We start from the raw sequence: 23684 nt of genomic DNA on the forward strand, positions 1-23684 counted from the left end.
GCAAACACTTTTAGTGGCAATGCTGGTTATTGCTTTGCTAAACAGGTATCAACCGCCTGTTGATTGTATAAGTACAAATGAAGAAAAAGAAATCTGGCGAACGCACCGTAGGCCGAAAGGCTGAGGAAGAATATTTACCTAATGAACTCAACTACGAGGATGAGGTGATTTCGAGTTTTGGTTTGATGCCAAATTTCTTCCGAACTTCTAATCCAAATAAGCCGCATGATCTATGGGCTTTTACCAAATCCGCTTATTTAGATAATCCGCTACCTGCAGTATTTAAAGAGAGACTTTACGTACACTTATCGCGTTTTTGCAGGGCGAGATACTGCATTGTTCGGCATGCAGGCTTTTTAATGGGATTAGGCAATTCTGCTGGTGATTCTAACGCGATTCCCGAAAGCATGAGCCATGTTATTACCTTGTTAAAACGCCCTACACCCAGTGCTACAACATATGATCAACTACTTAACCGGCTCGAAGTACAGGAGCAACCTTTGCCTATACCCTTGCCCGGATCCCAAATTGAGGCCGATCTTTTCGATGCATTAACCGTAGTTTTTTTAGAACCCCACCGGGCAGAGCGTGTACGCCAGGCCATTTGCCAATCTTTAGGTACTGCAAATTTTGAAGCACTGATCCTGCTCCTTACTTATGTTCGTACAGCTCATTTCTGGATAGAAAATCATCCTGAAGTAACTTTTGAGCCTGATATGGTAGACATGATGGATAAGCATCCTGAGCTATCGCATTTGCTGCTGAATACCTTGGAGGCTGAGATAATGCAAACCAGTGAACCAATGAAGCAGGTCTTAGACGAATTAGCCAACGCTAAAGAGCTCGAAAATAAAACTGCTAAAGCATTATCTAAATATGAAGAAAAATACCGCTCCTTATTCAATGCTATAGATGATGGGTTTGTACTGTTGGAAATGATCTACAGTGGCAAACAAGCCGTTGATATGCGCTATCTTGAAGTAAACCCGGCCTTTAAAAAGCTCAGCAACCTCTCTGACATTGTTGGTAAAACAGCCTACGAAGTGAATCCATTAATGGAGTCATACTGGCTGCAAACAGCAGATGCAGTTGCTGCAGACGGAAAACCGGTAAAGTTAGAAGCATATGTTAAAGCATTGGACCGCTGGCTGAATGTGAGCTTTATGCGTTTAGACGACGACAACACACATCTTATTGCAGCCGTTTTTAACGATGTTACCGACCGCAAACGCTCAGAGATAAATAATGCTTTTTTAGCAGATTTATCTAACGACTTTGCTCACTTAAAAAGCCCGGAGCGTATTTTAAGAATGGCCGCTATTAAGATAGCCTCGCACTTTAAACTTACCCGCTGCTTTTTTGCTGATATAAATCAGGCGAATTTTACAGGCCAAATTGCCTGCGATTGGCAACTTGAAGGTGTAGCAGGCGTCAACACCAAACGTTCGTTGCCTTTAAATGACCTTATTCCGGATGGCTGCTACGAAGATCTACTAAACGGCGAAGCAGTAGTTATAAACGATAGCCATTTAGATATAGGTAATAACTTAGGGGGAAGTGCATTACTAAACAGTCAATCCTACATCATAACTCCTATTATCAAAAGCGGGCATTTGTGCTTTTTAACCTGCATACTTTACCCTTTTGCACGTACCTGGCGCAAAGACGAGATACGGATGATGAAGGAACTTACCGAACGCATATGGCTGCGGCTTGCCCGCGCACGTGCTGAAGAAGATTTACGGCACCGCGAAGCTGAGTTAACCAGAGTGCAGGAGATAGGCGGTGTTGGCGGTGTAGATATTGATATAAGTACGGGCATACGCACCTGGCACTCGGCCGAGTATTTACGGCTGCATGGTTTACCGCCAGGTACAAAACTCGAAACACACCAGGACTGGATTAACCGCCTGCATCCTGATGACAGAGACCAAGCCAGCAAAACGCTGCAAGAGGTAATCGAAAACCCGGAAAATACTTACCAAAGCGAATACAGAATCATTAGACCCATTGACGGCCGAGTGCGTTGGATATTTGCCAAAGGTGATGTTGAATTTGACAGTGATGGGCAACCAGCGCGTTTAATTGGCGCTCATATAGACATTACCGATCGTAAATTGGTAGAAGAAACACAGCGGCAAAACCAGGCACGGCATGCTTTCTTAGTAAAGTTTAATGATGCCTTACGTTTAGTGGTAGACCCGCTTCGCATCCAGGCCGTTTCTGCCCGTATGCTTGGTGAGTATATGGACGTAAACAGCGCCAGCTATGGTGAGGTTAACGGAAATAAATTATCGGTGCACGATAGTTGGACACGCGGCATTGATGCACTAACCGGCGATATTAAGTTTGCAGATTTTGGTAAAGCACTTATAGAAGATTATTTGCAGGGCCATACAGTCGTGATTGAAGATATTGAGACCGATAATCGTATAACGCCCGAAGAGCGTAATACCTGGCGCAATGCACACCTGCGGGCCTCGGTAGCTGTAATGCTTATTAAAAACGGACGGTGGCTGGCTGCATTCGGTGTTCAGGCCACCCTGCCCCGTAAATGGAGCGCTATAGAAATAGAACTGATAGAAGAAGTAGCTGAGCGCACCTGGGCAGCTGTTGAACGCGCCCAGGTAGAGGAATCTTTACGTAAGTCCGAGCAGTTGTTCAGAACGGTGGTTGATATTGTTCCGGATCTGCTTTGGTTAAATGACCCTAGCGGTAAACCCTATTGGTACAATCAGCGCTGGTTAACCTATACAGGCCAAACTTTAGAAGAGGCAGTAGAAAATGACTGGTATGAGGTTATTTCACATGATGACAAACCCTTATTAATCAATGAAATTCGCTCGGCCTTTGATAAAGGAAGACCCATTAGACAAGAACACCGTATTAGAAGTGTTAAAGGAGAATATCGTTGGTTTTCGGTTCAGGTTGTTCCGGTATACAAAATAACCGGAGAGATATGGCAGTGGGTAGGTGCAGCTACCGATATTCACGAACGTAAGGAAGTTGAACGGCAGTTAGAGGATATGAATATGATACTCGAACGGCAGGTGTCTGAACGAACACATGACCTGGAGGAAAGCCAAAAACTATTGTCAGCCACCCTGGATAGCACACTTGACATGATTCAGGTTTTTGAGGCCGTACGTGATGAGCATGGAAAAATAGTTGACTTTGTGTGGATCTTAAACAACGATACATCCAATAAAAATTACGGAAATGTGATTGGTAAAAGCTTGCTTCAAAACAATCCAGGCGTTGTAAAAGCCGGCATATTTAACAGTTTTGTTGAGGTGACGGAGTCAGGTATTTCGCAGCAATACGAAATACATTATGTGTATGAACAATTTAACGGCTGGTTTCATCAATCGGTAGTTAAATTAAACGATGGTGTGGCCACCAGCACAGCCGATATAACCGAACGAAAAAAAGCAGACCAACAGTTAAATGAGACCAACAGCTTGTTACAGTCGGTGTTCGACACCACTTTGATAGGAATGGCTTGTCATACAGCAGAACGTGATGAGAATGGCCAACTAGTCGATTTCAGGATAAAGATGGTTAATAAAGAACTGGAGCGTTTGAGTGAACGAAATGATATGGTAGGTAAGTTATATAGCCACGTATTTCCAGGAGTAAGAAAAACCGGCCTATTTGACCTGATGCTTAAGGTTATGGAAACTGGCGAACCAGGCCAGCTAGAGTATAGTTATCCGTACGATGGATTTAACAAATGGTTTTCGAGCATGTTTGTTAAGATGGATGACGGATTGGTTGCAACAAACTTAGATATAACCGAACGAAAAAACGCTGAAGAAGAACGCCTTAAAAGTTTAACATTACTGCAAGAGACTGAAGAAGTTGCACTACTGGGTAGCTGGGAGTATAATAGGCTTTCAGAGGTATTTAGCTGGTCTGATGGCATGTATAGCTTGTTCAATGTGGCAAAGGGCACGCTTATACAACCAGACAAATATATACAGTTTATAATTGATGAAGACAGGCTGATAGCCGAACAAATCATCGATTTCCTTAAAACCGGAACAGGAACCTTTGATGAGAGCTTCAGAATTAAAGTAGGTGGTGATATAAAAGTAGTAAAGCTAAAAGCAACAGCTATTTATGATAACGGCACACCTGTTAAGATTTTAGGCATAAATATGGATACCACGGCCACTCAAATGGCCGAAGAAAAAATAAAGAAGCTGGAAATAGAACAGCAACAAGAAGTGCTCAGAGCCATACTTAGCACACAAGAAGAAGAGCGCAAGCGAATTGCAGAAAGCTTACATAACGGATTAGGACAGCTTTTATACGGCGTAAAGCTTAGCCTCGATCAAATAAATTTAACCAGGGTTAAACGCCCCGAGGAAAACAGTGATGCATTGCAGCAAACTAAGCGACTGCTTAGCGATAGTATTAGAGAAACCCGCCGCATTTCGCACGAGTTGATGCCATCTATTTTAGAGGACTTTGGCCTTAAGGAAGCAATTGAGGATGTATGCCGGCAGTTAAGCGGAGCCGTACGTTTTCAGTGTACGTTTAATGGTGTAAATCGCAACCTCGACAAATATCTTGAAATAGCCATTTACAGAATAATTCAGGAGTTAATGATCAATGTTATAAAGCATGCCTATGCAACTATAGCAGATGCACAGATTGACGTGAATGAGCAAGAAGTTGTTTTAACCGTAAAAGATAACGGCAAAGGTTTCGATACATCTAAAGTGAAGGTAAAGGGCATTGGCCTGGCCTCTATCCGAAGCAAAGTAAATTTACTAAACGGCGAACTTAAAATCATATCAGAAATAGGTGTGGGCAGCACCGTTAAAATTCGCATTCCCAATAAAGTCAATAATTAATCTGTAACTGCTGCTAAAATACGTTTGGGCTTAATCAAGTCTACTTAAAAAAACCTTGTAAAAACAAAAAGCACCTCACAAGAGGTGCTTTACGATTAAACTTTATAGTGTATATTTAAACTACTTTTACATTTACCGCATTAGGTCCTTTACGACCTTCTTCAATATCAAAAGTTACTTTATCGTTCTCACGAATCTGATCGATTAAGCCAGATGAGTGTACGAAAACATCAGCTCTGTTTTCTGTTTGTGAGATAAAGCCAAAACCTTTTTCGGTATTGAAAAACTTTACTGTTCCTTCTTTTTGCATTATATTATTTTTAATAAGCGTGCAAGGTAGGCATTAAAATCGGGTTATTTTCTTTTTGGTGAATTTATTTAACATCTACCTAACAAAGCAGCGCACTTATATTAAGAGGTCAGCTTAGTTAATTTAAAGCATAGCCAAGAGCAATGCCACTAAGGCTCCCGTAAGTGTATTGAGTAAATTAACTGCATTATTTTTAAGAATTCCGCTCCTTTCTAACGTTGCCCCAAGAAGAGAGTCGGCAAAATTGCCTGCCGTACCTGCCACTATAATAATAAGTATATCCCAATCCCATTTAAGGCATACAGCATAAATTAAGGAAATTAGCGCGCTTCCTGCTACTCCTATGATTGTTCCTTCTAAGCTAATTACGCCGTCAAGCCCGCGGGTATCAGTGCTGAAAGTTAAAATGTTGTAAAAGCGTTTCCCATATACGGTTCCCAATTCTGAGGATAAGGTGTCGCCGGTTGCTGCTGCAAAACTAGCTGCAACTAAAAGCGTACAAAGATTAGCGTATTGTGGAAATAAACATGCAATTGCTCCGGCAACAGCTGCAACGCCGGCGTTAGCTAACACTTGCCCCACCTTACGTTGTCCCCGGTCGCATTCTGCTACCTTAAGTTGCTGCTTTTGGGTCAGTTTCCAGCCGGTGGCCAGGGTGCCTGCTATAAAAAACATGGTCATGGTAGCTATACCTGTGTAACCAGTACCCTTGTATACAAGCCCGCCGCATGCAGCGCCCATAATTGCCGCGCTAAGTGTTAGTTTTTTAAACCGAACACTTAACACTACACCAGCAAGCAAAAATATTATAATGAGATAATCAGCGCCTGTTATCATACCTGTTAGCCTCAAATATAGTGATGACCTAGTGCAGTGCACTTAACTATGGCAAATAAAGTACTTTTGCAGCTATGAAAGATGTACTCGGACAGGCCATACATGATTATCAATACAAAACAGCGCCGGGCAAGCTTTGGATACATAACCAATACGGACCAAAAGAACCCATGCCGGTTGCTGCCTATTTTAGAACGGAAGACGACATGCCCGACCTTGAATGGTTGGCACTGAACGAATGCCGGGGCAAGGTACTGGACATTGGAGCTGGTGCAGGCAGCCATACACTTGAATTGCAACAGCGCGGCTATGAGGTAACAGCAATAGACATATCGCCTTTAGCAGTAGAGGTAATGCACCAACGGGGTGTAAAAGAGGCGCACGTTGGCGATATATTTACATACCAGGAGCAGCAATACGATACGTTATTATTACTGATGAACGGCATTGGCTTAGCCGGCAATTTGCTAAACCTCGAAAGATTGCTCATCCACTTGAAAACCTTACTTTCACAAGGCGGACAGCTACTTTTTGACTCTTCTAATATTGCTTATTTATACGAGGGCAAACTTCCTGATACGGGCTACTATGGTAATATCATGTACCAATACGAATATAAAAATCAAAAATCGGAATGGTTTGAGTGGTTGTATGTGGATATGCACACCTTACAAAAGGTTGCAACGGCTACCGGTTGGAATGTAGAAGTTTTATACGAGGATGATTTTGAACAGTACCTGGTGCGCTTGATAACTCTTTAACGGTTGGTTTATTGTTTTAGAAACGCCCAATCAATGTAAAAAATATGATGCACATTGGCTTGGTGGTTTAATTGCCGATTAAATGAGTAAATTCATCACAGTTTAACTTCCTAATAATAAACGAGTATATGAAAAAGACTTTTTTATGCGCCTTTTTGATATCCACAAGCGTATGGGTTAACGCCCAGGACGCCGTCAAGTATCAAATGCCGGCCAAAGCCATTACCGACTTGCTCCTGGCCAAGCCTACCCCATCGGTAAGTATCGATTCTAAAGGCGAGTGGATGCTAATCAGTGAGCGTAATGCCCTGCCATCTGTTGAAGACCTGGCCCGCCCTGAGCTCCGTATAGCAGGTATGCGCATAAATCCCAACAATTTTGCACCCAGCAGGCAGGTGATATCTTTTAGTGGACTAAGCCTTAAAAATATAAAAACAGGTAAGGTATATCCGGTTGCAGGCTTACCTGTTCCGCTTAATGCCAGCGGGATGAGTTGGAACGCCGATCAGAACAAAATTGCCTTTACACAAACGAATGCTAAAAGCGTTGACCTTTATGTAATCAACCTGTTAACGCAAAAGGCAAGCAAGGCAAATAAGCTGCCATTAAACAATGTAATGGGTGGTGGCGTTACCTGGGTTGATAACAACACCATGATGTACCGTGTTATTGCTAAGCCGGTTGCCCAGGCTCCAGTTAAACCATTGGCTCCTACCGGCCCGGTTGTTCAACAAAATTTAGGCAAAGCAGCACCAAGCGTAACTTACCAAGATTTAATAAAATCGCCGTTTGATGAAAAGCTATTTGAGTTTTATGGTACATCCCAACTGGTGATCAACAAAAACGGCGTAGAAACCCCAATTGGCAAACCAGCTATTTATGCATTAGCGGCTTTATCGCCCGATAAAAAGTATTTGTTGGTTCGCACGCTGCATAAACCATTTTCGTACCTGGTAACAGCCGGCGGTTTTCCATCTACCGTTGCCGTTACCGATCTTAAGGGTAAAGTACTGAAAACGGTAGCCAGTTTGCCGTCGAGTGAAGTTAGACCCTCAGGCTATGATAATCTGCAAAATGTGCCGCGCAGCTTTGACTGGCGTGATGATGAGGCAGCTACTTTAACCTGGGCTATGCCATTGGATAGCGGTTTGATTCGTAAAAAAGTTGATTTTCATGATGCAGTATATGCACTAAGTGCACCTTTTACCGCTGAACCTAAAGAACTGTTCAAAACAGAGCAGCGTTTCCGTAATGTGCAGTGGGGAACCGAAGATTTAGCCTTAGTTTACGAAGGTTTGCGCTCAAAGCAAAGTACAAAAGTTAGCCGCTTTAACAGCACTACCGGTAAACTGGAAAAACTTTGGGAACGCAACCAAACCGACGTTTACAACAACCTGGGCGAACCCGTAACAGATCGTAATAAATTTGGCCGCAGCGTTATAATGCCAGTTGATGGCGGCACCAAGCTGTTAATGAATAATGCTGTAGGTTCATCGCCCAAAGGCGACTTGCCTTTTCTGGCTAAATTTGACTTAAGCACCAAAAAAAGTGAAATAATTTGGCGTAGCGCTGAAGGACAATATGAGTACATTTATGATGTACTTGATCCGGCCAAGCTGGTATTAGTAACCCGCCGCGAAACGCAGACCGAGGTTCCTAACTATTTCATCAAAAACCTGAAGCTAAGGATTGCCGATCAGCCGATCACTAACTTTACCAACCCATACCCGCAAATGCAGGGTGTAACCAAGCAAAAAATACAGTACAAACGTTCGGACGGTGTGGACATGACCGGTGACTTATACCTGCCCAAGGGCTACAATAAGGAAAAAGATGGGCCACTGCCTGTATTAATATGGGCCTACCCTGCTGAGTTCAACTCGGCCGACGACGCCGCACAAATAAGAGGTTCCAAAGATCGCTTTATCACTATCAACCCGGGAGGGCCAATTTTCTTTGTAACGCAAGGATATGCGGTGTTAGATAATGCTTCGATGCCAATTGTAGCTAAAGATGGCAAAAAACCGAATGACACTTTTGTGCAGCAACTGGAAATGAATGCTGAAGCAGCAATTGGTAAACTGGCCGATTTGGGCGTCGGCGACCGCAACCGTGTGGCTGTAGGCGGCCATAGCTATGGCGCTTTTATGACTGCAAACCTGTTGGCACACACCAAATTGTTTAAGGCCGGTTTGGCCGAGAGTGGTGCTTACAACCGCACCCTTACACCGTTTGGTTTCCAAAATGAAGAGCGTACTTACTGGGATGATCCTAAGCTATACTATGAGATGAGTCCGTTCAGCTATGCTGATAAGATAAAAACGCCGTTACTTTTAATACATGGCGACGCTGACGACAATACCGGTACTTATCCTATTAATAGCGAACGTTTGTTTGCTGCTATAAAAGGTTTTGGCGGAACTGTACGCTTTGTGTTCTTGCCGTTTGAGGCGCATGGCTACCGTGGTAAAGAGAACCTGCTTCATAAGTTATGGGAACAAACACAGTGGTTAGACACTTATGTGAAAGGTGCCAAATCAACACAAACAGCGCAAGCTAATTAGTATAAGATACTTTTTATAGCAAAAACGCCTCAAACAACTACAGTTGTCTTGAGGCGTTTTTGCTATATCCCCTTACTTTCATTTGCATGGTGTATATAGCTTTTGAGGCTGTAATGAATAGCATATCGCGGTTCTTACCGCCAAAACAAATATTGGCTGTCCAAGGTTCCGGTATAGCAATAAGCCCTATTTGCTGTCCGTCAGCATTAAAAATATAAACCCCTTTATTGCCTGTTAAATACACATTTCCCTTATCGTCTAAAGTCATACCGTCCGATCCTTTGTCGGTAAACAATTGCTTATCAGTTAGCAAGCCATCTTTTGTGATAGAAAACCGGTATGTTTTATTGGCTTTTATATCGGCAACATACAAATACCTGCCATCGGCTGTACCAGCTATACCGTTTGGTTTTTGAAGTTCACTACTGGCAAGCATGGCTTCTTTTTTGCCAGCAGGCAAATAGTATACTTTTTCGCCATCTAATTCGGTTTGGGTACGTGTCCAGTATGAGCGCTGGTAGTAAGGGTCGGTAAAGTAAATACCACCCTTGCCATCCATCCACAAATCATTCGGGCCATTAAACTTGCGCCCGTTTACACCGCTTAATATAATGGCTGTTCGTTTACCGCTCTGATCGAATTTCCAAATTTCGTTTTGCTCGTCAGCACAGGTAAACAGGTTGCCTTGCTTATCAAAATACATACCGTTAGACCGACCGGCCGTGTTAGAAAAAAGGCTGAGCTTACTATCTAAGCCATATTTCCAAATGGCATTGTTGGGTTGATCGGTAAAAAAAACGTTGCCCTCCTTATCTGCCGCCGGCCCTTCAGTAAACTCAAATTGCCTGCTAATCAGTTTAGGTTGCGCGTTTTGATCAAATAAATCCGTTTTGCTGTAAGAACTATCTTGCATATTTAATGAGTTAACTACCTTTGCGGGCAGTTTGTTTACATAAGTGATATTAAGAAATAAAGCTGCGGGCAATACTGCTGCAATGCCAAGTTTACTAATGATGTTCATAACTGGTATGGTAGTTTAAAGCGAACATCGATATTACCGCGCAATAAAACAACAGTGTTAGTTAAGCATTAGTTTACACATGTACTCAAAAGAACAGTCATCACAGTTACGGCAAACTTTTTGGACCACCTTTGGGCAATATATAGCTCCGCAACTATCAGCCGATGGTTTGAAAATTAATTGGATAAATTACAAAACGGGCATCAAGCACGTTAACTTCAAAATGCTGGCAGAAAGCCGGTCGGCAATCATTGCCATTGAGCTATCTCACCCTGATGCCGGTATACAGGAGTTGTTTTTTGAGCAGTTTAAAGAACTGAGACTTGTTTTAGCAGATGCGTTGAATGAAGATTGGGAATGGGAGTTGCACACGACCGACGTAAACGGAAAAACCATTAGCCGAATTTACAAGGATATGGATGGTGTGAGCATATTTAATCGTAACGACTGGCCAGCGTTAATTTCTTTTTTCAAGCCCCGTGTTATAGCGCTCGATGATTTTTGGAGCACTGCAAGGTACAGCTTTGAGGCATTGCAGTAATAATGCTTAAACATTTGGCCTTTAAACTGTTATGTATATTATGCTAAGAACACTATTTACAGCATTAATATTTTTAAGCACTACTATTTTTCGCGAGAAACGAATGCTCCTTATCTTCGCTGATAGACCCGGAAATCAGCTTGTTAAAAAACAGAAGGACATACTTGATGCCAATGTTGCAGGCATTAACGAACGTGACATTGAAGTGCTTACTTATTATGAGGGTAAGGACAGGGTTCAATTTCAGAAAAGATCTGTCAAAGACGCGTTTACAGTAATTTTGATAGGTAAAGATGGTGGCGAAAAATATCGGGCCACTCAGCCCATAACACTTTCTAAACTTTTCGGCATTATAGACGCCATGCCAATGCGTGTACAGGAAATGAAGAGCCGGCCGTAGTGTGTGTTTCTTAAATGCTTAAAATACCTATCTTTGTGGGCTTTAATTAATACGATCAGCTATGCCGGAGTTATCAGTTGTTATAACTGTGATGAATGAAGAGGAAAATATTAAACCTCTTATTGAAGAAATAAGAAAAGCTTTACCGGCTATTGATTACGAGGTGGTTTTTGTTGATGACGGTTCTGAAGACGGCACCCGGCGCGAAATTATTGCCAACGCCGACGAACGCATTAAATTAGTAGAGCTGCGTAAAAATTATGGGCAAAGTACCGCAATGACAGCAGGCATTGACCACGCCAGCGGCGCTTATATAGCTTTACTGGACGGCGACTTACAAAATGACCCTAACGACATCCCATCTATGCTGCAAAAATTAAAAGATGAGGACTGGGATGTGGTAGCAGGCAACCGTGCTAACCGGCAAGACGGCGTGCTGCTGCGTAAAATTCCAAGTAAAATAGCCAATGCACTGATACGCCGCATGACAGGGGTTTATATTAAAGATTATGGCTGTACGCTCAAGATTTTCAGACGCGAGATAGCCGAAGATTTAGGCCTTTATGGTGAGTTGCACCGTTTCATACCGGTATTGGCTAAATTGCAAGGAGCACGTATAACACAGGTTGATGTGCGTCACCATGCCCGCATGTTTGGCAAATCAAAATATGGCATTAACCGTACCTTTAAGGTAATCAGCGATTTAATACTGATGGTATTTTTCCGTAAGTATATTCAAAAGCCAATGCATTTGTTTGGCAGCATTGGGTTCATTGCTTTTTTCTTGGGTGTGCTAATTAACGCCTACCTGCTTGTACTCAAAATAATGGGACATGATATTGGCGGCAAACCTTTATTAATACTGGGCTTGATCTTTTTGCTGGGAGGTGTTCAACTAATTACCTTAGGCATTTTAGCTGAGGTAAATGTACGTACCTATTTTGAGTCTCAGAATAAGAAAACCTACCAGGTGCGCAAAGTTTTTACGGGTGCTAAAACTGCATAAATAAAAAAGGCCCGGTAGTCCGGGCCTTTTCTCACCATTATTGTGGAGGATTAGTTTTTGTTGTGTCTCTACGCGCGGTATCCCGTGCTGTAGTATCGGTTGTTGTTGACATTGTGCCTGCAGAATCTACAGTTGCTGTGCTGTCTGATCCGCTTGCTGCCTGCTGTGAGCTGCATCCTGCAGCCACTGTAGCTATTAACGCCGTTGCAAAGGCAAAACTCAAAAATTGCTTTTTCATAGGATTGATTATTTGTTGTTTCTGCATTAACCTTTATCGGGTTGATTTTGTTTATGTTATATTCTTTTCGGCTTGTTGTGTAACTAGCAATTTACGTTTCCTTATAAAATACTAACCGCCTAACGCTATAAGTGTTTTTACCATTTTATTTATATTAGCGTTTTAACCGCCCTTTGCTATGTATACGGCAATTAACGATGCAGACTTTTTGAACAACGGATACACCGTATCGACAGATAATAACCTGCTTCCATTTGATGTGATTTATAATTTCTTAAATAATGAATCATACTGGGCAAAAGGAATACCGGTGGATAAGCTGCAAAAAGCTATCGACAACTCTTTATGCTTTGGTATTTATAAAAATCATAATTTATGTGCCTTTGCACGCGTTGTTACTGATAGGGCAACCTTTGGTTATATATGTGATGTTTTTGTGTTAAAAACATACAGGGGGCTAGGCTTATCAAAATGGCTGATGCAAAACATTAGACAGCATCCGGAGTTAAAGACATTAAGGCGTTGGGCACTTGCTACCGCCGATGCGCATGAGCTTTACGTGCAGTTTGGTTTTAGTCCGTTAAGTAAAACAAATAACTGGATGGAAATTTTTACACCCTATATACCCCAGGCAGAATCGGGAAGTTAAAATGAATATTAAAAGGCTGATATTAGAGGGTGAGGGCGTTTCGCTGGATTTTAAGAAGACCATTACCAGTTGTGAAAAGATAGCTAAAACAATGGTTTCCTTTGCTAATAACAAGGGAGGCCGCCTGTTGATAGGAGTTTTGGATAACGGCAGCATAAAAGGCGTAAAATCCGAGGATGAGGAGCGCTACATGATTACCAAAGCAGCACACTTTTATGCCCGCCCCGCACTTGAACCAGCCTTTGAAGAAATTTATGTAGATGATAAACTGGTTCTGGTGGTTGAGATTGAGCCTAGCATTACCAAACCTCATTATGCATTAGGCGATGACGGCAAGTGGTGGGTTTATATACGCATAAAAGACAAAAGCGTACTGGCCAGTAAAATAGTGGTGGATGTATTAAAGCGCTCGGATAATAACGAAGGTGTGCTCATCGAGTATTCATCCAAAGAAAAAGCTTTGCTGGAATACCTGGATAAGAACGAGCGCATAACCGTGAGACAATACTGCGAACTGCTTAACATGAGCCGCAGGCGCGCGCAACGTATACTGGTTAATCTGGTACTTTCGGGCGTTATTCGTGTGCATACAACCGAAAAAGAGGAATTCTACACAGCTGCATAAGGTTCTTTCCTTTATATAAAAGCTTTATCTTTGACCTCCCCTGCATCTATTCGCCGTTCTATGTTATCTTATTTTGAAGCCTATAAGCCCTATTATCGCGAAAACTTGAAGTTGGCCATACCGGTTGTGATATCGCAGTTGGGCCATACGCTGGTACATTTGTCTGATAGCGTAATTGTGGGTCACTTTGCGGGCACAGTTTCGCTGGCTGCGGTATCACTTGTAAACAGTGTTTTTGTGGTAGCCATGGTAATGGGACTTGGTATTGCGTACGGTATTACGCCTTTAATAGCACAGTTTAATGGGCAAAAAAACTATGAAGCTTGCGGACGCCTGCTATCCAACAGTATATTACTCAATTTAATATTTGGCGTGGTTCTTTTCATCGCCATGTATTTTGGCGCAGGAAACCTGCTCGATCATTTGGGGCAATCTCCTGAGGTATTAAAACAGGCTAAACCTTTCTTGCTGTTATTATCGGTTTCCCTTATACCTCTAATGTTGTTTAGTGCATTTAAACAGTTTGCCGAAGGATTGGGCTTTACTAAACAAGCCATGAAAGTTTCTATATGGGGTAACGTTCTTAATATTTGCCTGGGCGTAATATTTGTAAAAGGGCTTTTTGGCATTAAACCTATGGGTGTGAGCGGCGTTGGTTACAGCACACTGGTTGACCGAACAGTAATGGCCATTGCGATGGCTATTTATATCTTCAGGTCTAAGCACTTCAAAGCCTACTTAAAGGATTTTAAAATTACCTACATTAATCGCGCAAGGTGTATGGAATTGATACGCATAGGTGCACCGGTGAGTTTACAGGCAACGTTTGAGGTAAGTGCATTTAGTGCCGCAGCAGTATTAGTTGGCCAAATTGGCCCTGTGCAGCAGGCGGCGCACCAAGTGGGCATTAACCTGGCATCTATGACATATATGATTGCCAGCGGCGTCTCGTCGGCAGCGGCTATAAAGTCAGGCAATTATTTTGGTGCTAAAAGTTTTGGCGAATTAAGAGCATCGGCTATCGCCAGTTATCACATTGTACTCATTTTTATGAGTACTACAGCACTCTTATTTATTTTATTCAACCAATGGCTGCCCTGGATTATTACTTCTGATGTACGTGTGATTGCCATAGCCTCGCAGCTGTTAATCATCGCAGCAATATTTCAGCTTTTTGATGGTGCACAAGTAATTGGGTTGGGTATTTTGCGTGGCGTAGGTGATGTGAATATTCCGACAATAATAACATTTTTAGCCTATTGGGTAATAGGTTTGCCTTTGGGGTACTGGCTGGGCTTACATCTAAAGTTAGGCGCTAATGGAGTTTGGTATGGGCTTGTTGCCGGTTTGGGTGTAGCCTCTGTATTATTGTATTTCAGATTTACACATACCACTAAAAAGCATCTTGAAGATTACATTTTTGACGATACCTTAAAAGTATAAATCAACGGCGACACGGTAAGTATTGCAATGTGCCTCAACAATATCTTTAATATGCGGTGAGTAGCCCCCGCCCATACTAACCTGCACCGGTATACCTGCTTGCTTGCATTGCTGAAGCACAAAACGATCACGCTCCTTGCACCCCTCTTTGCTTAACGCCAGTTTGCCCAGTTTATCGGATGCTAACACATCTACGCCCGACAGATAGAAAATAAAATCCGGCTGGTGTTCTTCAATTAGTCTGGGTACAGTTTCCTTAACTATAGCCAGGAAGGGCTCATCCTCCAAGCCATCGGGCAGCGGAATATCCAGGTCAGACTTTTCTTTTCGGTAGGGAAAATTGTTAGCACCGTGCATAGAAAAAGTAAATACCCTAGGCTGCTGTGCAAATATCTGCGCTGTGCCGTTACCTTGATGCACATCTAAATCTATAATTAAGATACGTTTAGATGAACCTTTATTTAATAAGTAGTTAGCAGCTATAGCCTGGTCGTTCAGCATGCAAAACCCTTCACCCCAGTTTGTACCTGCATGATGAGTGCCACCAGCTACATTAAATGCCACACCGTTATCCATTGCATACCGGCAACCATCAATAGTTCCTTTAGCTATCCGTATTTCACGCTCTATCAATTTTGCATCTAAAGGAAAACCAATGCGGCGTTGTTCCTTCGGCGGCAAAGCTAAATCGCGTAGTTGCTCCCAGTAATGCTCATCATGCGTTAGTAGTATAGTCGGCTCGTCCAGTGGCTCGGGCGAAAACAGGTTAACGTGCGTGATTAGACCCTCATGCAGTAATTGAGCCGGTATTAACTCGTATTTCAGCATAGGAAAACGATGGCCCTCAGGCAGAGGATGCGCATATATGGGGTCGAAAGCTATTTTGAGCATATGGCTTACTAACCCAATATTTCGTTAATATGCTTTTTTATATTGGTTGACAGCCGCTCTAAAGGCAGATCATTTTCATCATAACCAAAAGGATCTTCAATTTCTTCGGCAATTAATTCAATGCTGGCCAGCACGTATAACACAAATGCAATAACAGGCACGATATAATAATGCAATTCAAACGCCCAGGTTAAAGGCAGTGTCATGATGAAGAAGAAAATGAATTTTTTTATAAAAACGCCATAGTTATAAGGGATAGGCGTATTCTTAATCCGTTCGCAAGCGCCGCAAATGTCGGTAAACGACATGATTTCAGCATTGATACTCATCAGCTGCTCGGTGTTAATCTGCGCGTTATTCAGTTTATACGCACGCTCAATAATACGCGATGCCACCTGGTTAGGTACATGTTTCTCAGCATCTAACTGGGCATTGTAATCGCCTTTAATGGCATCGCGCAAGTGGTCTTTTAAAACCTCGGCATATAAAGGTATATGCTGGTTAAAAAAAGCAGCATCAGCTTCATTACCCAGGTGCTTTACTTTCATTGCTAAATTACGGCTGTTATTTACAAGGCTGCCCCATAATTTGCGCCCTTCCCACCAGCGGTCATAAGCTGAGTTTATGCGAAATGCAAGTAATAACGATAGTACAAAGCCCAGCGTTTGATGCACTACGTTAGTTTTGTGTATCACACTGGTATCAGGTACGTGTACATAATCAAGTAATATCCAGGTAATCACAGCTGCGTACAAACCCACGCCAATCATTAGCGGAAAAAGCTCTCGCAGGGTGTCAGATTTATGAAACCTGAACAAAAAAGTAAACCAGTCTTTAGGGTTGTAACTAATCATGAATTTAATATCGTTTAGCGGCCTCAGCTAAATGTAAGGCAGCAGTATAAACATCGGTAAAAGTGTTGTACAGAGGCACAGGGCTTAGTCTGATTACATCAGGCTCGCGCCAATCTCCAACCACACCTTTACTCACGAGGTAATCAAATGTAGCTTTTCCGTTTTGCTTGCAAACAATGGATAGCTGGCAGCCACGCTCCTGTTCGTTTGCCGGTGTTATGATGTTGAACAATTGCTGACCTTGCTTTTTGTTAATCTCATTAATTAGATACGCAAGGTAACCCGTGAGTAGTAAGCTTTTTTGGCGCAGGGCAGATACACTGCCCGCTTCTTCAAATATATCTAACGCAGCCTTATGGGCGGCCATTAAAAGAATCGGGCTTGTACTAACCTGCCATCCCTCCGCCCCAGCTTCCGGATCAAAGCCGGGAGCCATCTTAAAGCGCGCATCATTACGATAGCCCCACCAACCAGCAAAACGGTTCAGTTCCTTATTGTGATGATGTTTTTGGTGAACAAATATGCCGCTAATACCACCAGGGCCCGAGTTCATGTATTTGTATGAACACCAACAGGCAAAATCGGCTTCCCATTCATGTAACTCAAGTGGCACATTACCGGTGGCATGAGCCAAATCTAAACCCACGTAAGCGCCTGCCTTTTTTGCGGCTTTGGCAATAGCCTGCAAATCAAAAAACTGCCCTGTATAATAATTAATACCGCTGAATAAAACTAAAGCCAGTTCACCGGCATTATCGTTTATAGCTTGTGTGATGTCGTCGGTCCTTAGTGTGCTTTCCCCTTGGCGGGGAAATATCTCAATTACCGCGTCGCCCGGCTCAAAGCCATGAAATCTTACCTGACTCTCTACCGCATACTGATCTGATGGAAATGCGCCGCCTTCCATCAGTATTTTGTAACGCTTACCACTTGGCTTGTAAAAACTCACCATGAGTAAGTGCAGGTTAACGGTTAGTGAATTCATTACCGTTACCTCGTTAGGGTGTGCTCCCACAATGTTTGCCAGAGGCTGCAATAACTGCTTATGATAAGACAACCAGGGATCCTCACCCTGAAACCACCCTTCTACCGCCAGCTCTTGCCAGGCGCTTAGTTGCTTGTTAACATGCTGCTGTACCGCTTTAGGTTGTAGTCCTAATGAATTACCACACAGGTATATAATATCTTTTCCTTTATAATGTGGTATCAAAAATTGCTGGCGGAATGGACCAAGCAAGTCTTGTTCATCTAACTGTTTGGCAAAGGCAGCACTATTTACATATTCCATCAGCCAATAATACAAAAAAGGCAGATTTTATCTACCTCTCATGTTTATAAATCAACTTTATCGTGCTCGCCAGGTTCGAATTTCGAGCCTGTTATAACCGACTTGATCCATTTAAATGCAATGCTTACGGCACCGGCACTGTTGTCCCAATACTCAGCATCTGTTATGTTCACACGCAATAAAGTAAGGTTTGGATCTTCCAGGCCGTCTTTAAAAAATGCTTCAACAAACGGATCCCAAAGTTCCTGCATCTTAACACGGTCATCTACCACTTGCGCTATGCCGTTAATAGTGATATAGGTGGTAGCGCTACCATTTGAGTAGGTAACGTTAACTTTATTATCGTGCGATATTTCAGCAACTTTGGATGAAAATTCATTGGTGAAAAACCACAAGCTACCTTCTACATCTAACTGTGCAGTAGCCATTGGGCGGCTGTGAAAGCCGTTGTCTATGGTAAAAGTAGTGAGCATAGCGGTTTTTGATTTGTCGATCATGCCACGCAAGTGCTCTATATCTTCCAGTTTTTTCAAGTCTTTTTGGTAATCCATAGCGAATGTTTTTAAGTATGATAACCTATAAACCCCAAAAAAGCATTTTTGATTGAATTATTACCGATTTGGTTTGCTCACGTATACGTTACCCTTTACGTAGAACCGGTATGGCAACAGTGCGTCCTCTGCCGCATAAGCAACACCAATGCGCGGAACGGCAGCAATTTGCTTATCGCTAAAAGTTAAACCTTGGTCTTCAATCCAAAGTTGATCGCTTTGAAAGCTCATACCGTTCAGTTTTCGGCTAATACCTAAAGCCTTACCTACCGACCCCGGACCAGCAGTAATATTAGGTTTTACAACTGCCATGTTACGGCGGTAAAGCATAGTATCTAAGCCAACGGTAGGATTAACTGCCCTAATAAGCACTGCATGCGGCTGCCCGGCAACAGAAGTTACCACGTTTAGCATTTCATGTATGCCATAACACAGATACACATAGGCTACGCCGCCCTGCGCAAACATAGTTTGTGTACGCGGCGTTAGGCGGTTACCATAGGCGTGAGAGGCCTTATCTATAACGCCATTATATGCTTCTGTTTCAACAATATAACCACCCGTAATTACACCATCAATAGAGGTAAACAAGTATTTACCAAGCAAATTACGGGCTACTTCTGTAACCTGGCTATTTAGGTAGAACGACTCAGGTAGTTTCATCTGTCAATATTCCTTCTATAATTTTGCTTATTTCTTTGCCACGCGTATAAACCATATCATGGCTGCCGCGCTCTATAATGTAGGTGGCATCCTTAATGCGGGTATGGGAAAAGATCAAGTCCTTATTACCGATAATATGATAAATTTTATTGCGTAACGGCTTAGGTTGCCAGTTTACAATGGCATGCATAGCCCACCGCATAAATACAGGCGATGTGTTTTTTATCATATCTACAAAAAGGAAGCCTGATTTACCACGCAATTCGCCAAATAACGGCTTAATTAACAAACCCATTGAGGTGTAAAATCCATGCGGTATGATCTTGTAAATAGGAACCCTTCTAAAAAACTTAAAGTAAGGCGGGAATTCGTTAACTGATTTTATGCTGGAGATAATAACAGCCGTACGCAGTGGCATCAGACTGCTAATCTCCACCGTTATCATTCCACCCATTGATACACCTATTACGGTAGACTGTGGCGTAATGCCATATGTTTCTACCAATTTTTGCGCATAGGAGCTCAAGGTGTCTTTTGCCTCGGGTTCGATCCAGTTAACGTGTACCAAGTCAAATCCCGGCAATTCGAGCTTATCGAACAATCGATGATCGGCACCTAAACCAGAGATCAGAAATACTTTCCGCATTAAAACACTATCATTTTTACCAGCTCTTCCAGATAAAGCGCATCTGTTTCATCAAACTGATCCAGCAATTCGCTATCCACATCAAGCACGCCTACCACCTCGTCGCCTTTAAAAAACGGCACAACAATTTCAGATTGTGATAACGAACTGCAGGCAATATGACCGGGAAAAGCTTCCACATCTGGCACTATCAATGTTTTACGTTGCTGCCAGGCTGCGCCGCAAACACCTTTACCTAAGCCAATGCGTGTACAGGCCACCGGTCCCTGAAACGGGCCTAAAACTAACTCGCCGTTTTTTACCAGATAGAATCCTACCCAAAACCACTTAAACTGTTCTTTTAACGCCGCAGCTATATTAGCCAGGTTGGCGGTAAGATCGGTTTCGCCTTGTATTAACGCCTCAATTTGCGGTAGCAAAGATTGATATTGAGCAGCTTTATCGGCTGATTGTAGTATTTGTAAGTCTTCGGCCATATTGCAAAAGTAAGCAGGGTAAGGTAAAACTTAATAAGCCAAATCTCATTTTTAATGAGTTATTTCGCTTAGTCAAATATGATTGTCAGCCTCACTATAGTACGTTACCGCAAAGCCTTTATCCCATTTGCCCTGCTGGCTATGGCCCTGCACCGCCTGCCGCTTTCATTACAAAAAGGCTGCACCTTTTGGAAATTAATGGGCTGCGGCCGCAACGGCAGTTTTGACCTTACACCCGACTGGCAACAATGGGGCTTACTGGCAACCTGGAATACTAGAGCAGACTTTGACAGCTTTTATCAGAAATCGTTCATATCATCCTGGTGGAAAAAGTTGACTACGGAAAGCTGGACCCTTTTGGCCGAGCCACTACAGAGCCACGGCAAGTGGGATGGCAAAGACCCTTTTGGCAAGTCCGAGGTAAAGGACTACAACGGCGCTGTAGCGGTGTTAACCAGGGCTACCATAAGGCCAAGTCGCCTTAAAAACTTTTGGAGACATGTAGATGAGGCGGCCAGTATGATGGCTGCTTCGCCAGGATATATTACATCAGTTGGCATTGGTGAAGCTCCCGTCTATAGGCAAGCAACGTTTTCGGTTTGGGAAAGCATCGACAACGTTAAGGCATTTGCATATCGTTCACGCCAGCACGCTGATATTATTAAGAAAACACGTGCGGAGGGCTGGTACAGCGAGGAGCTTTTTGCACGGTTTAAACCACTTGCTGCCTGGGGTACCCTCAATGGTGCCGACCCGCTACAGGGTAGAATTAAATTTGAAACATTATGAGAGTTATAGCTGAATTACCGCATCCTGAATTTAAGGTTTCCATATTTAGCATGAATCGTAAGTTCATTATAAAACTGGAGCAAGGTGCTTTAGAGCAAACTTATAAAGTGGCAGAGGCCGACTTGATGGACGGCGTGAACAGCGTTTTTGAACTACTGGACGAAGCTTTTTATGCCACCGTTGCCGCACGCTTTACAGAAATGCGAAAGGATTGGCGAGATGCTTATAACAAATATAACTGATATAACATTGGTTGCGAGCTTAAGACTGATCTCTCAACAAGCTGGGGAGTCCGCTCTATTCCTTTGGCATTCCGTTAAGTATGGATTTAGTTAGTTCCAAACTCAAACGATTTCTTAAACTTCCACGGCCCGCCTTGATACTCATGGACGCTAAGCCCTAAGCCCCTGGCAGTAAATGGTTTAAAGTCTTGCTCCAGCTGTGCTTCCAATAACATGGCCTGGTTAGGCTCAACTTTATTTTGGATGGTAATGTGCGGCCACAGTGTTTGCTTATCCTGCGGAGTTAACCAGGGTTGCCACAATTGCTGTAGGTACCGGTGTAATTGCATTAACGGTGTGCTTTCAATCTTAAAGGCCACACCGCTTCCAATGCTTTTAATTTCGGTAACGGCAAGCTGCATGATTTGATAGGTCTTTACTGCCAACAAAATGTCTGAAAAAATTTGGTCCCGATCTGACGGCAAATGATGAAAAAGCGTTAGGTGTGCGTTCAGGTAATTACGCTCGGGCGGGAAATGTTCACGGCGCAGTTCGTTAAAATATTGTTGGCTATCCTCGTCCAGCGTAAGTGTAAGTATCAACGGAGTATCACTCATTCTTAATAAACGGCTGTGCTGGCTAACTGTTTAGCAGATTTGTAGCTTCTGCTTAGCTATTATAAGGTCCTGTGCTTCTCTTATCTGAATAAAATGCCTTTGCTGGTGTATAACCAATACGCGTAACACATCGCCCAGCTTTAATTTGATGAGGTTACTAATGCTCATTTTAATACGCACTTTATTTAAATCGTAAAGGTGTGCTTGCTTAATTAATAACAGGAATTGCTCTTGCCCTGTTACAAAGCCTTGAAGAACCGTTTCCGCGTTTAGTTCGGCTACAGGTATATGTTTCTTAAATGCTTTGGTTTTGTTGCTTATTTTTCCGTTAATATCCGGCTGCATCATTTCGGTGAGGTATCCACCAATAAGGCCGGTCTTGAATATGCCATTTGCATGGCATGAGCCGGTTGGATAGTGTTGAAGTGCTTTGGCTATTTCAGGCAAATAATAATTATTATAAGTGTTCAGGTGTTCAATCACCTGAGCAATGGTCCATTTGCCGGGCTGTGGAACGGTGTTTAGATAATGTGTGGCTATTAACAACTGCTTTGCCCATTCGGTAATTTCAATAATATCTATCTTTAGATTTGCAAGCAATTGTTTGGATTTAAATTGTGACATGGTTTAGGATTTTGGGCAAAGTACCGGATTTGCCCTGACAAAAATCTTGATCTATACCATCGTTTTTATTTTTCAAGCCTACTGTACATTTTACTAAAAGTGGCCGGATCTACACCTATGTATGATGCTAAGTACTTATGCGGAACCATGTTGAAGATAAATGCGCTACGCCTAAATAACGCCGCTAGCTTGTCGGCAGCGGTATAAACACTAAGCTCTTTTTGCCGTTCCAACAAACCGGCCAAAGTATGGCTTAGCATTATACGCAGCCACTTTTCAACCTGCGGAAATTCGTGTGCTATCTGCATAAAGTTGTTGTAACTAATACGCAGCATACGGCTTGCGGTAAGCGTCTCAAAGTACAAGGCAGATGGGCGCCGCAATAAAAAACTATCGGCAATACCAGCAAAAGAATTTGGATAAAAGAAAACCAGCGTGGCATCTTTATCCTCGTAGTTACAAAAGCCACGTTGTATGCCTTCGGTTATCAAGTACAGATAATGCTCTGTTTCGCCTATTTGTGTCAGGATTTGTTTGCGTTTACAGGTTAACGCACCCCAATGTGGAAGCATAGCATTGAAGGGCTCATCATCAAACATAGCAATGCTGTTGAACACCTGATGAAGGCGCTGTATATCTTGCTGATTTATAGCTGTAGTTATCAAAGATATTTCTTTACAAAAGTTTAACTTTAATATGCATTTTTTACTTGCATAAATAAAATTATTTTGGATACTTTGCACAAAAATTCACAAATAGAGCATATTAACAAAAAATGAACATTCAAAGCATAAAAAGGACAGTAAC

At 42.6% G+C, this 23684-nt stretch carries 25 protein-coding genes; 11 read left to right on the forward strand and 14 right to left on the reverse strand.

The window, feature by feature from the left end:
* Nucleotides 1–77 precede the first annotated feature (77 nt).
* On the forward strand, nucleotides 78–4862 hold the full coding sequence (locus ABDD95_RS11340) for a PAS domain-containing protein (protein ID WP_345952005.1): 4785 nt from the start codon (nucleotides 78–80) through the stop codon (nucleotides 4860–4862).
* Nucleotides 4863–4977: 115 nt separating this feature from the next.
* Here ABDD95_RS11340 and ABDD95_RS11345 read toward each other — a convergent pair whose 3' ends face one another.
* Both ABDD95_RS11345 and ABDD95_RS11350 read right to left on the reverse strand, forming a co-directional pair.
* Entirely contained in the window at nucleotides 4978–5172 is a 195-nt protein-coding gene (locus ABDD95_RS11345; RefSeq protein ID WP_345952006.1) for a cold shock domain-containing protein, read from the reverse strand.
* 123 nt (nucleotides 5173–5295) lie between these two features.
* On the reverse strand, nucleotides 5296–6009 hold the full coding sequence (locus ABDD95_RS11350; protein ID WP_345952007.1) for a DUF92 domain-containing protein: 714 nt from the start codon (nucleotides 6007–6009) through the stop codon (nucleotides 5296–5298).
* Between the two features lie 74 nt (nucleotides 6010–6083).
* Here ABDD95_RS11350 and ABDD95_RS11355 point away from each other — a divergent pair, with 74 nt between their 5' ends.
* On the forward strand, nucleotides 6084–6770 hold the full coding sequence (locus ABDD95_RS11355; protein WP_345952008.1) for a class I SAM-dependent methyltransferase: 687 nt from the start codon (nucleotides 6084–6086) through the stop codon (nucleotides 6768–6770).
* Between the two features lie 128 nt (nucleotides 6771–6898).
* On the forward strand, nucleotides 6899–9334 hold the full coding sequence (locus tag ABDD95_RS11360; protein WP_345952009.1) for a prolyl oligopeptidase family serine peptidase: 2436 nt from the start codon (nucleotides 6899–6901) through the stop codon (nucleotides 9332–9334).
* A 37-nt stretch (nucleotides 9335–9371) separates the two neighbouring features.
* On the opposite strand, the gene ABDD95_RS11365 is transcribed toward ABDD95_RS11360, so the two are convergent.
* Nucleotides 9372–10355: an SMP-30/gluconolactonase/LRE family protein gene (locus ABDD95_RS11365; RefSeq protein ID WP_345952010.1), complete on the reverse strand. Its 984-nt coding sequence runs from the start codon at nucleotides 10353–10355 to the stop codon at nucleotides 9372–9374.
* Nucleotides 10356–10434: 79 nt separating this feature from the next.
* Here ABDD95_RS11365 and ABDD95_RS11370 point away from each other — a divergent pair, with 79 nt between their 5' ends.
* The 3 genes from ABDD95_RS11370 (at nucleotide 10435) to ABDD95_RS11380 (ending at nucleotide 12302) form a co-directional block, all read left to right on the forward strand.
* The gene (locus tag ABDD95_RS11370; RefSeq protein ID WP_345952011.1) at nucleotides 10435–10896 is read left to right on the forward strand and encodes a DUF4268 domain-containing protein; all 462 of its coding nucleotides are present in this window, start codon (nucleotides 10435–10437) and stop codon (nucleotides 10894–10896) included.
* Nucleotides 10897–10936: 40 nt separating this feature from the next.
* Nucleotides 10937–11296 (forward strand): DUF4174 domain-containing protein, encoded by a 360-nt coding sequence (locus ABDD95_RS11375; protein WP_345952012.1) that lies wholly within the window; start codon nucleotides 10937–10939, stop codon nucleotides 11294–11296.
* A 61-nt stretch (nucleotides 11297–11357) separates the two neighbouring features.
* Nucleotides 11358–12302 carry a glycosyltransferase family 2 protein gene (locus tag ABDD95_RS11380; RefSeq protein WP_345952013.1) on the forward strand — a complete coding sequence of 315 codons (945 nt, stop codon included), beginning with the start codon at nucleotides 11358–11360 and terminating at the stop codon, nucleotides 12300–12302.
* A gap of 37 nt (nucleotides 12303–12339) precedes the next feature.
* Here ABDD95_RS11380 and ABDD95_RS11385 read toward each other — a convergent pair whose 3' ends face one another.
* On the reverse strand, nucleotides 12340–12540 hold the full coding sequence (locus tag ABDD95_RS11385; protein WP_345952014.1) for a Vmc-like lipoprotein signal peptide domain-containing protein: 201 nt from the start codon (nucleotides 12538–12540) through the stop codon (nucleotides 12340–12342).
* Between the two features lie 178 nt (nucleotides 12541–12718).
* Between ABDD95_RS11385 and ABDD95_RS11390 the strand changes: the two genes are divergently transcribed.
* The 3 genes from ABDD95_RS11390 to ABDD95_RS11400 are packed head-to-tail and all read left to right on the forward strand — an operon-like array spanning nucleotide 12719 to nucleotide 15257.
* On the forward strand, nucleotides 12719–13189 hold the full coding sequence (locus ABDD95_RS11390) for a GNAT family N-acetyltransferase (RefSeq protein ID WP_345952015.1): 471 nt from the start codon (nucleotides 12719–12721) through the stop codon (nucleotides 13187–13189).
* Between the two features lies 1 nt (nucleotide 13190).
* Entirely contained in the window at nucleotides 13191–13814 is a 624-nt protein-coding gene (locus tag ABDD95_RS11395; protein ID WP_345952016.1) for an RNA-binding domain-containing protein, read from the forward strand.
* Nucleotides 13815–13874: 60 nt separating this feature from the next.
* Nucleotides 13875–15257: an MATE family efflux transporter gene (locus ABDD95_RS11400; RefSeq protein WP_345952017.1), complete on the forward strand. Its 1383-nt coding sequence runs from the start codon at nucleotides 13875–13877 to the stop codon at nucleotides 15255–15257.
* Here the strand turns inward: ABDD95_RS11400 and ABDD95_RS11405 are convergent.
* From ABDD95_RS11405 to ABDD95_RS11435, 7 genes are read right to left on the reverse strand one after another with little or no spacing between them, the layout of a single operon-like run.
* Nucleotides 15246–16148: a histone deacetylase gene (locus tag ABDD95_RS11405; protein WP_345952018.1), complete on the reverse strand. Its 903-nt coding sequence runs from the start codon at nucleotides 16146–16148 to the stop codon at nucleotides 15246–15248. The genes ABDD95_RS11400 and ABDD95_RS11405 overlap by 12 nt on opposite strands.
* Before the next feature lie 8 nt (nucleotides 16149–16156).
* Nucleotides 16157–17002 carry a bestrophin family ion channel gene (locus tag ABDD95_RS11410; protein WP_345952019.1) on the reverse strand — a complete coding sequence of 282 codons (846 nt, stop codon included), beginning with the start codon at nucleotides 17000–17002 and terminating at the stop codon, nucleotides 16157–16159.
* 4 nt (nucleotides 17003–17006) lie between these two features.
* Nucleotides 17007–18290: a kynureninase gene (gene kynU / locus ABDD95_RS11415; RefSeq protein WP_345952020.1), complete on the reverse strand. Its 1284-nt coding sequence runs from the start codon at nucleotides 18288–18290 to the stop codon at nucleotides 17007–17009.
* Nucleotides 18291–18334: 44 nt separating this feature from the next.
* Entirely contained in the window at nucleotides 18335–18841 is a 507-nt protein-coding gene (locus ABDD95_RS11420) for a pyridoxamine 5'-phosphate oxidase family protein (protein ID WP_345952021.1), read from the reverse strand.
* A 60-nt stretch (nucleotides 18842–18901) separates the two neighbouring features.
* On the reverse strand, nucleotides 18902–19504 hold the full coding sequence (locus ABDD95_RS11425) for a DNA-3-methyladenine glycosylase (protein ID WP_345952022.1): 603 nt from the start codon (nucleotides 19502–19504) through the stop codon (nucleotides 18902–18904).
* Nucleotides 19491–20150 (reverse strand): alpha/beta hydrolase, encoded by a 660-nt coding sequence (locus ABDD95_RS11430; RefSeq protein ID WP_345952023.1) that lies wholly within the window; start codon nucleotides 20148–20150, stop codon nucleotides 19491–19493. The genes ABDD95_RS11425 and ABDD95_RS11430 overlap by 14 nt, the downstream gene beginning before the upstream one ends.
* Nucleotides 20150–20626, reverse strand: coding sequence for a GAF domain-containing protein (locus ABDD95_RS11435; RefSeq protein ID WP_345952024.1), 477 nt, complete (start codon nucleotides 20624–20626; stop codon nucleotides 20150–20152). The genes ABDD95_RS11430 and ABDD95_RS11435 overlap by 1 nt, the downstream gene beginning before the upstream one ends.
* A 78-nt stretch (nucleotides 20627–20704) precedes the next feature.
* On the opposite strand from ABDD95_RS11435, the gene ABDD95_RS11440 reads away from it, so the two are divergent.
* Together ABDD95_RS11440 and ABDD95_RS11445 are read left to right on the forward strand one after the other, a co-directional pair.
* On the forward strand, nucleotides 20705–21415 hold the full coding sequence (locus tag ABDD95_RS11440; RefSeq protein ID WP_345952025.1) for a DUF3291 domain-containing protein: 711 nt from the start codon (nucleotides 20705–20707) through the stop codon (nucleotides 21413–21415).
* On the forward strand, nucleotides 21412–21657 hold the full coding sequence (locus ABDD95_RS11445) for a hypothetical protein (protein ID WP_345952026.1): 246 nt from the start codon (nucleotides 21412–21414) through the stop codon (nucleotides 21655–21657). Before ABDD95_RS11440 ends, ABDD95_RS11445 begins: the two co-directional genes overlap by 4 nt.
* Nucleotides 21658–21743: 86 nt before the next feature.
* Here ABDD95_RS11445 and ABDD95_RS11450 read toward each other — a convergent pair whose 3' ends face one another.
* From ABDD95_RS11450 to ABDD95_RS11460, 3 genes are all read right to left on the reverse strand, one after another.
* Nucleotides 21744–22253, reverse strand: a complete 510-nt coding sequence (locus ABDD95_RS11450) for a 2'-5' RNA ligase family protein (protein WP_345952027.1) — start codon at nucleotides 22251–22253, stop codon at nucleotides 21744–21746.
* A 30-nt stretch (nucleotides 22254–22283) separates the two neighbouring features.
* Nucleotides 22284–22877 carry a DinB family protein gene (locus ABDD95_RS11455; protein ID WP_345952028.1) on the reverse strand — a complete coding sequence of 198 codons (594 nt, stop codon included), beginning with the start codon at nucleotides 22875–22877 and terminating at the stop codon, nucleotides 22284–22286.
* Between the two features lie 65 nt (nucleotides 22878–22942).
* Nucleotides 22943–23542: a Crp/Fnr family transcriptional regulator gene (locus tag ABDD95_RS11460; protein ID WP_345952029.1), complete on the reverse strand. Its 600-nt coding sequence runs from the start codon at nucleotides 23540–23542 to the stop codon at nucleotides 22943–22945.
* Nucleotides 23543–23684 lie beyond the last annotated feature (142 nt).

This window comes from Mucilaginibacter sp. PAMB04274 (genome assembly GCF_039634385.2).
Classification (GTDB): Bacteria; Bacteroidota; Bacteroidia; order Sphingobacteriales; family Sphingobacteriaceae; genus Mucilaginibacter.

Coding starts and splice junctions, on each gene's coding strand:
- ABDD95_RS11340 (WP_345952005.1), top strand. CDS start 78: ATGAAGAAAAAGAAATCTGGCGAACGCACCGTAGGCCGAAAGGCTGAG.
- ABDD95_RS11345 (WP_345952006.1), bottom strand. CDS start 5,172: ATGCAAAAAGAAGGAACAGTAAAGTTTTTCAATACCGAAAAAGGTTTT.
- ABDD95_RS11350 (WP_345952007.1), bottom strand. CDS start 6,009: ATGATAACAGGCGCTGATTATCTCATTATAATATTTTTGCTTGCTGGT.
- ABDD95_RS11355 (WP_345952008.1), top strand. CDS start 6,084: ATGAAAGATGTACTCGGACAGGCCATACATGATTATCAATACAAAACA.
- ABDD95_RS11360 (WP_345952009.1), top strand. CDS start 6,899: ATGAAAAAGACTTTTTTATGCGCCTTTTTGATATCCACAAGCGTATGG.
- ABDD95_RS11365 (WP_345952010.1), bottom strand. CDS start 10,355: ATGAACATCATTAGTAAACTTGGCATTGCAGCAGTATTGCCCGCAGCT.
- ABDD95_RS11370 (WP_345952011.1), top strand. CDS start 10,435: ATGTACTCAAAAGAACAGTCATCACAGTTACGGCAAACTTTTTGGACC.
- ABDD95_RS11375 (WP_345952012.1), top strand. CDS start 10,937: ATGCTAAGAACACTATTTACAGCATTAATATTTTTAAGCACTACTATT.
- ABDD95_RS11380 (WP_345952013.1), top strand. CDS start 11,358: ATGCCGGAGTTATCAGTTGTTATAACTGTGATGAATGAAGAGGAAAAT.
- ABDD95_RS11385 (WP_345952014.1), bottom strand. CDS start 12,540: ATGAAAAAGCAATTTTTGAGTTTTGCCTTTGCAACGGCGTTAATAGCT.
- ABDD95_RS11390 (WP_345952015.1), top strand. CDS start 12,719: ATGTATACGGCAATTAACGATGCAGACTTTTTGAACAACGGATACACC.
- ABDD95_RS11395 (WP_345952016.1), top strand. CDS start 13,191: ATGAATATTAAAAGGCTGATATTAGAGGGTGAGGGCGTTTCGCTGGAT.
- ABDD95_RS11400 (WP_345952017.1), top strand. CDS start 13,875: ATGTTATCTTATTTTGAAGCCTATAAGCCCTATTATCGCGAAAACTTG.
- ABDD95_RS11405 (WP_345952018.1), bottom strand. CDS start 16,148: ATGCTCAAAATAGCTTTCGACCCCATATATGCGCATCCTCTGCCTGAG.
- ABDD95_RS11410 (WP_345952019.1), bottom strand. CDS start 17,002: ATGATTAGTTACAACCCTAAAGACTGGTTTACTTTTTTGTTCAGGTTT.
- kynU (WP_345952020.1), bottom strand. CDS start 18,290: ATGGAATATGTAAATAGTGCTGCCTTTGCCAAACAGTTAGATGAACAA.
- ABDD95_RS11420 (WP_345952021.1), bottom strand. CDS start 18,841: ATGGATTACCAAAAAGACTTGAAAAAACTGGAAGATATAGAGCACTTG.
- ABDD95_RS11425 (WP_345952022.1), bottom strand. CDS start 19,504: ATGAAACTACCTGAGTCGTTCTACCTAAATAGCCAGGTTACAGAAGTA.
- ABDD95_RS11430 (WP_345952023.1), bottom strand. CDS start 20,150: ATGCGGAAAGTATTTCTGATCTCTGGTTTAGGTGCCGATCATCGATTG.
- ABDD95_RS11435 (WP_345952024.1), bottom strand. CDS start 20,626: ATGGCCGAAGACTTACAAATACTACAATCAGCCGATAAAGCTGCTCAA.
- ABDD95_RS11440 (WP_345952025.1), top strand. CDS start 20,705: ATGATTGTCAGCCTCACTATAGTACGTTACCGCAAAGCCTTTATCCCA.
- ABDD95_RS11445 (WP_345952026.1), top strand. CDS start 21,412: ATGAGAGTTATAGCTGAATTACCGCATCCTGAATTTAAGGTTTCCATA.
- ABDD95_RS11450 (WP_345952027.1), bottom strand. CDS start 22,253: ATGAGTGATACTCCGTTGATACTTACACTTACGCTGGACGAGGATAGC.
- ABDD95_RS11455 (WP_345952028.1), bottom strand. CDS start 22,877: ATGTCACAATTTAAATCCAAACAATTGCTTGCAAATCTAAAGATAGAT.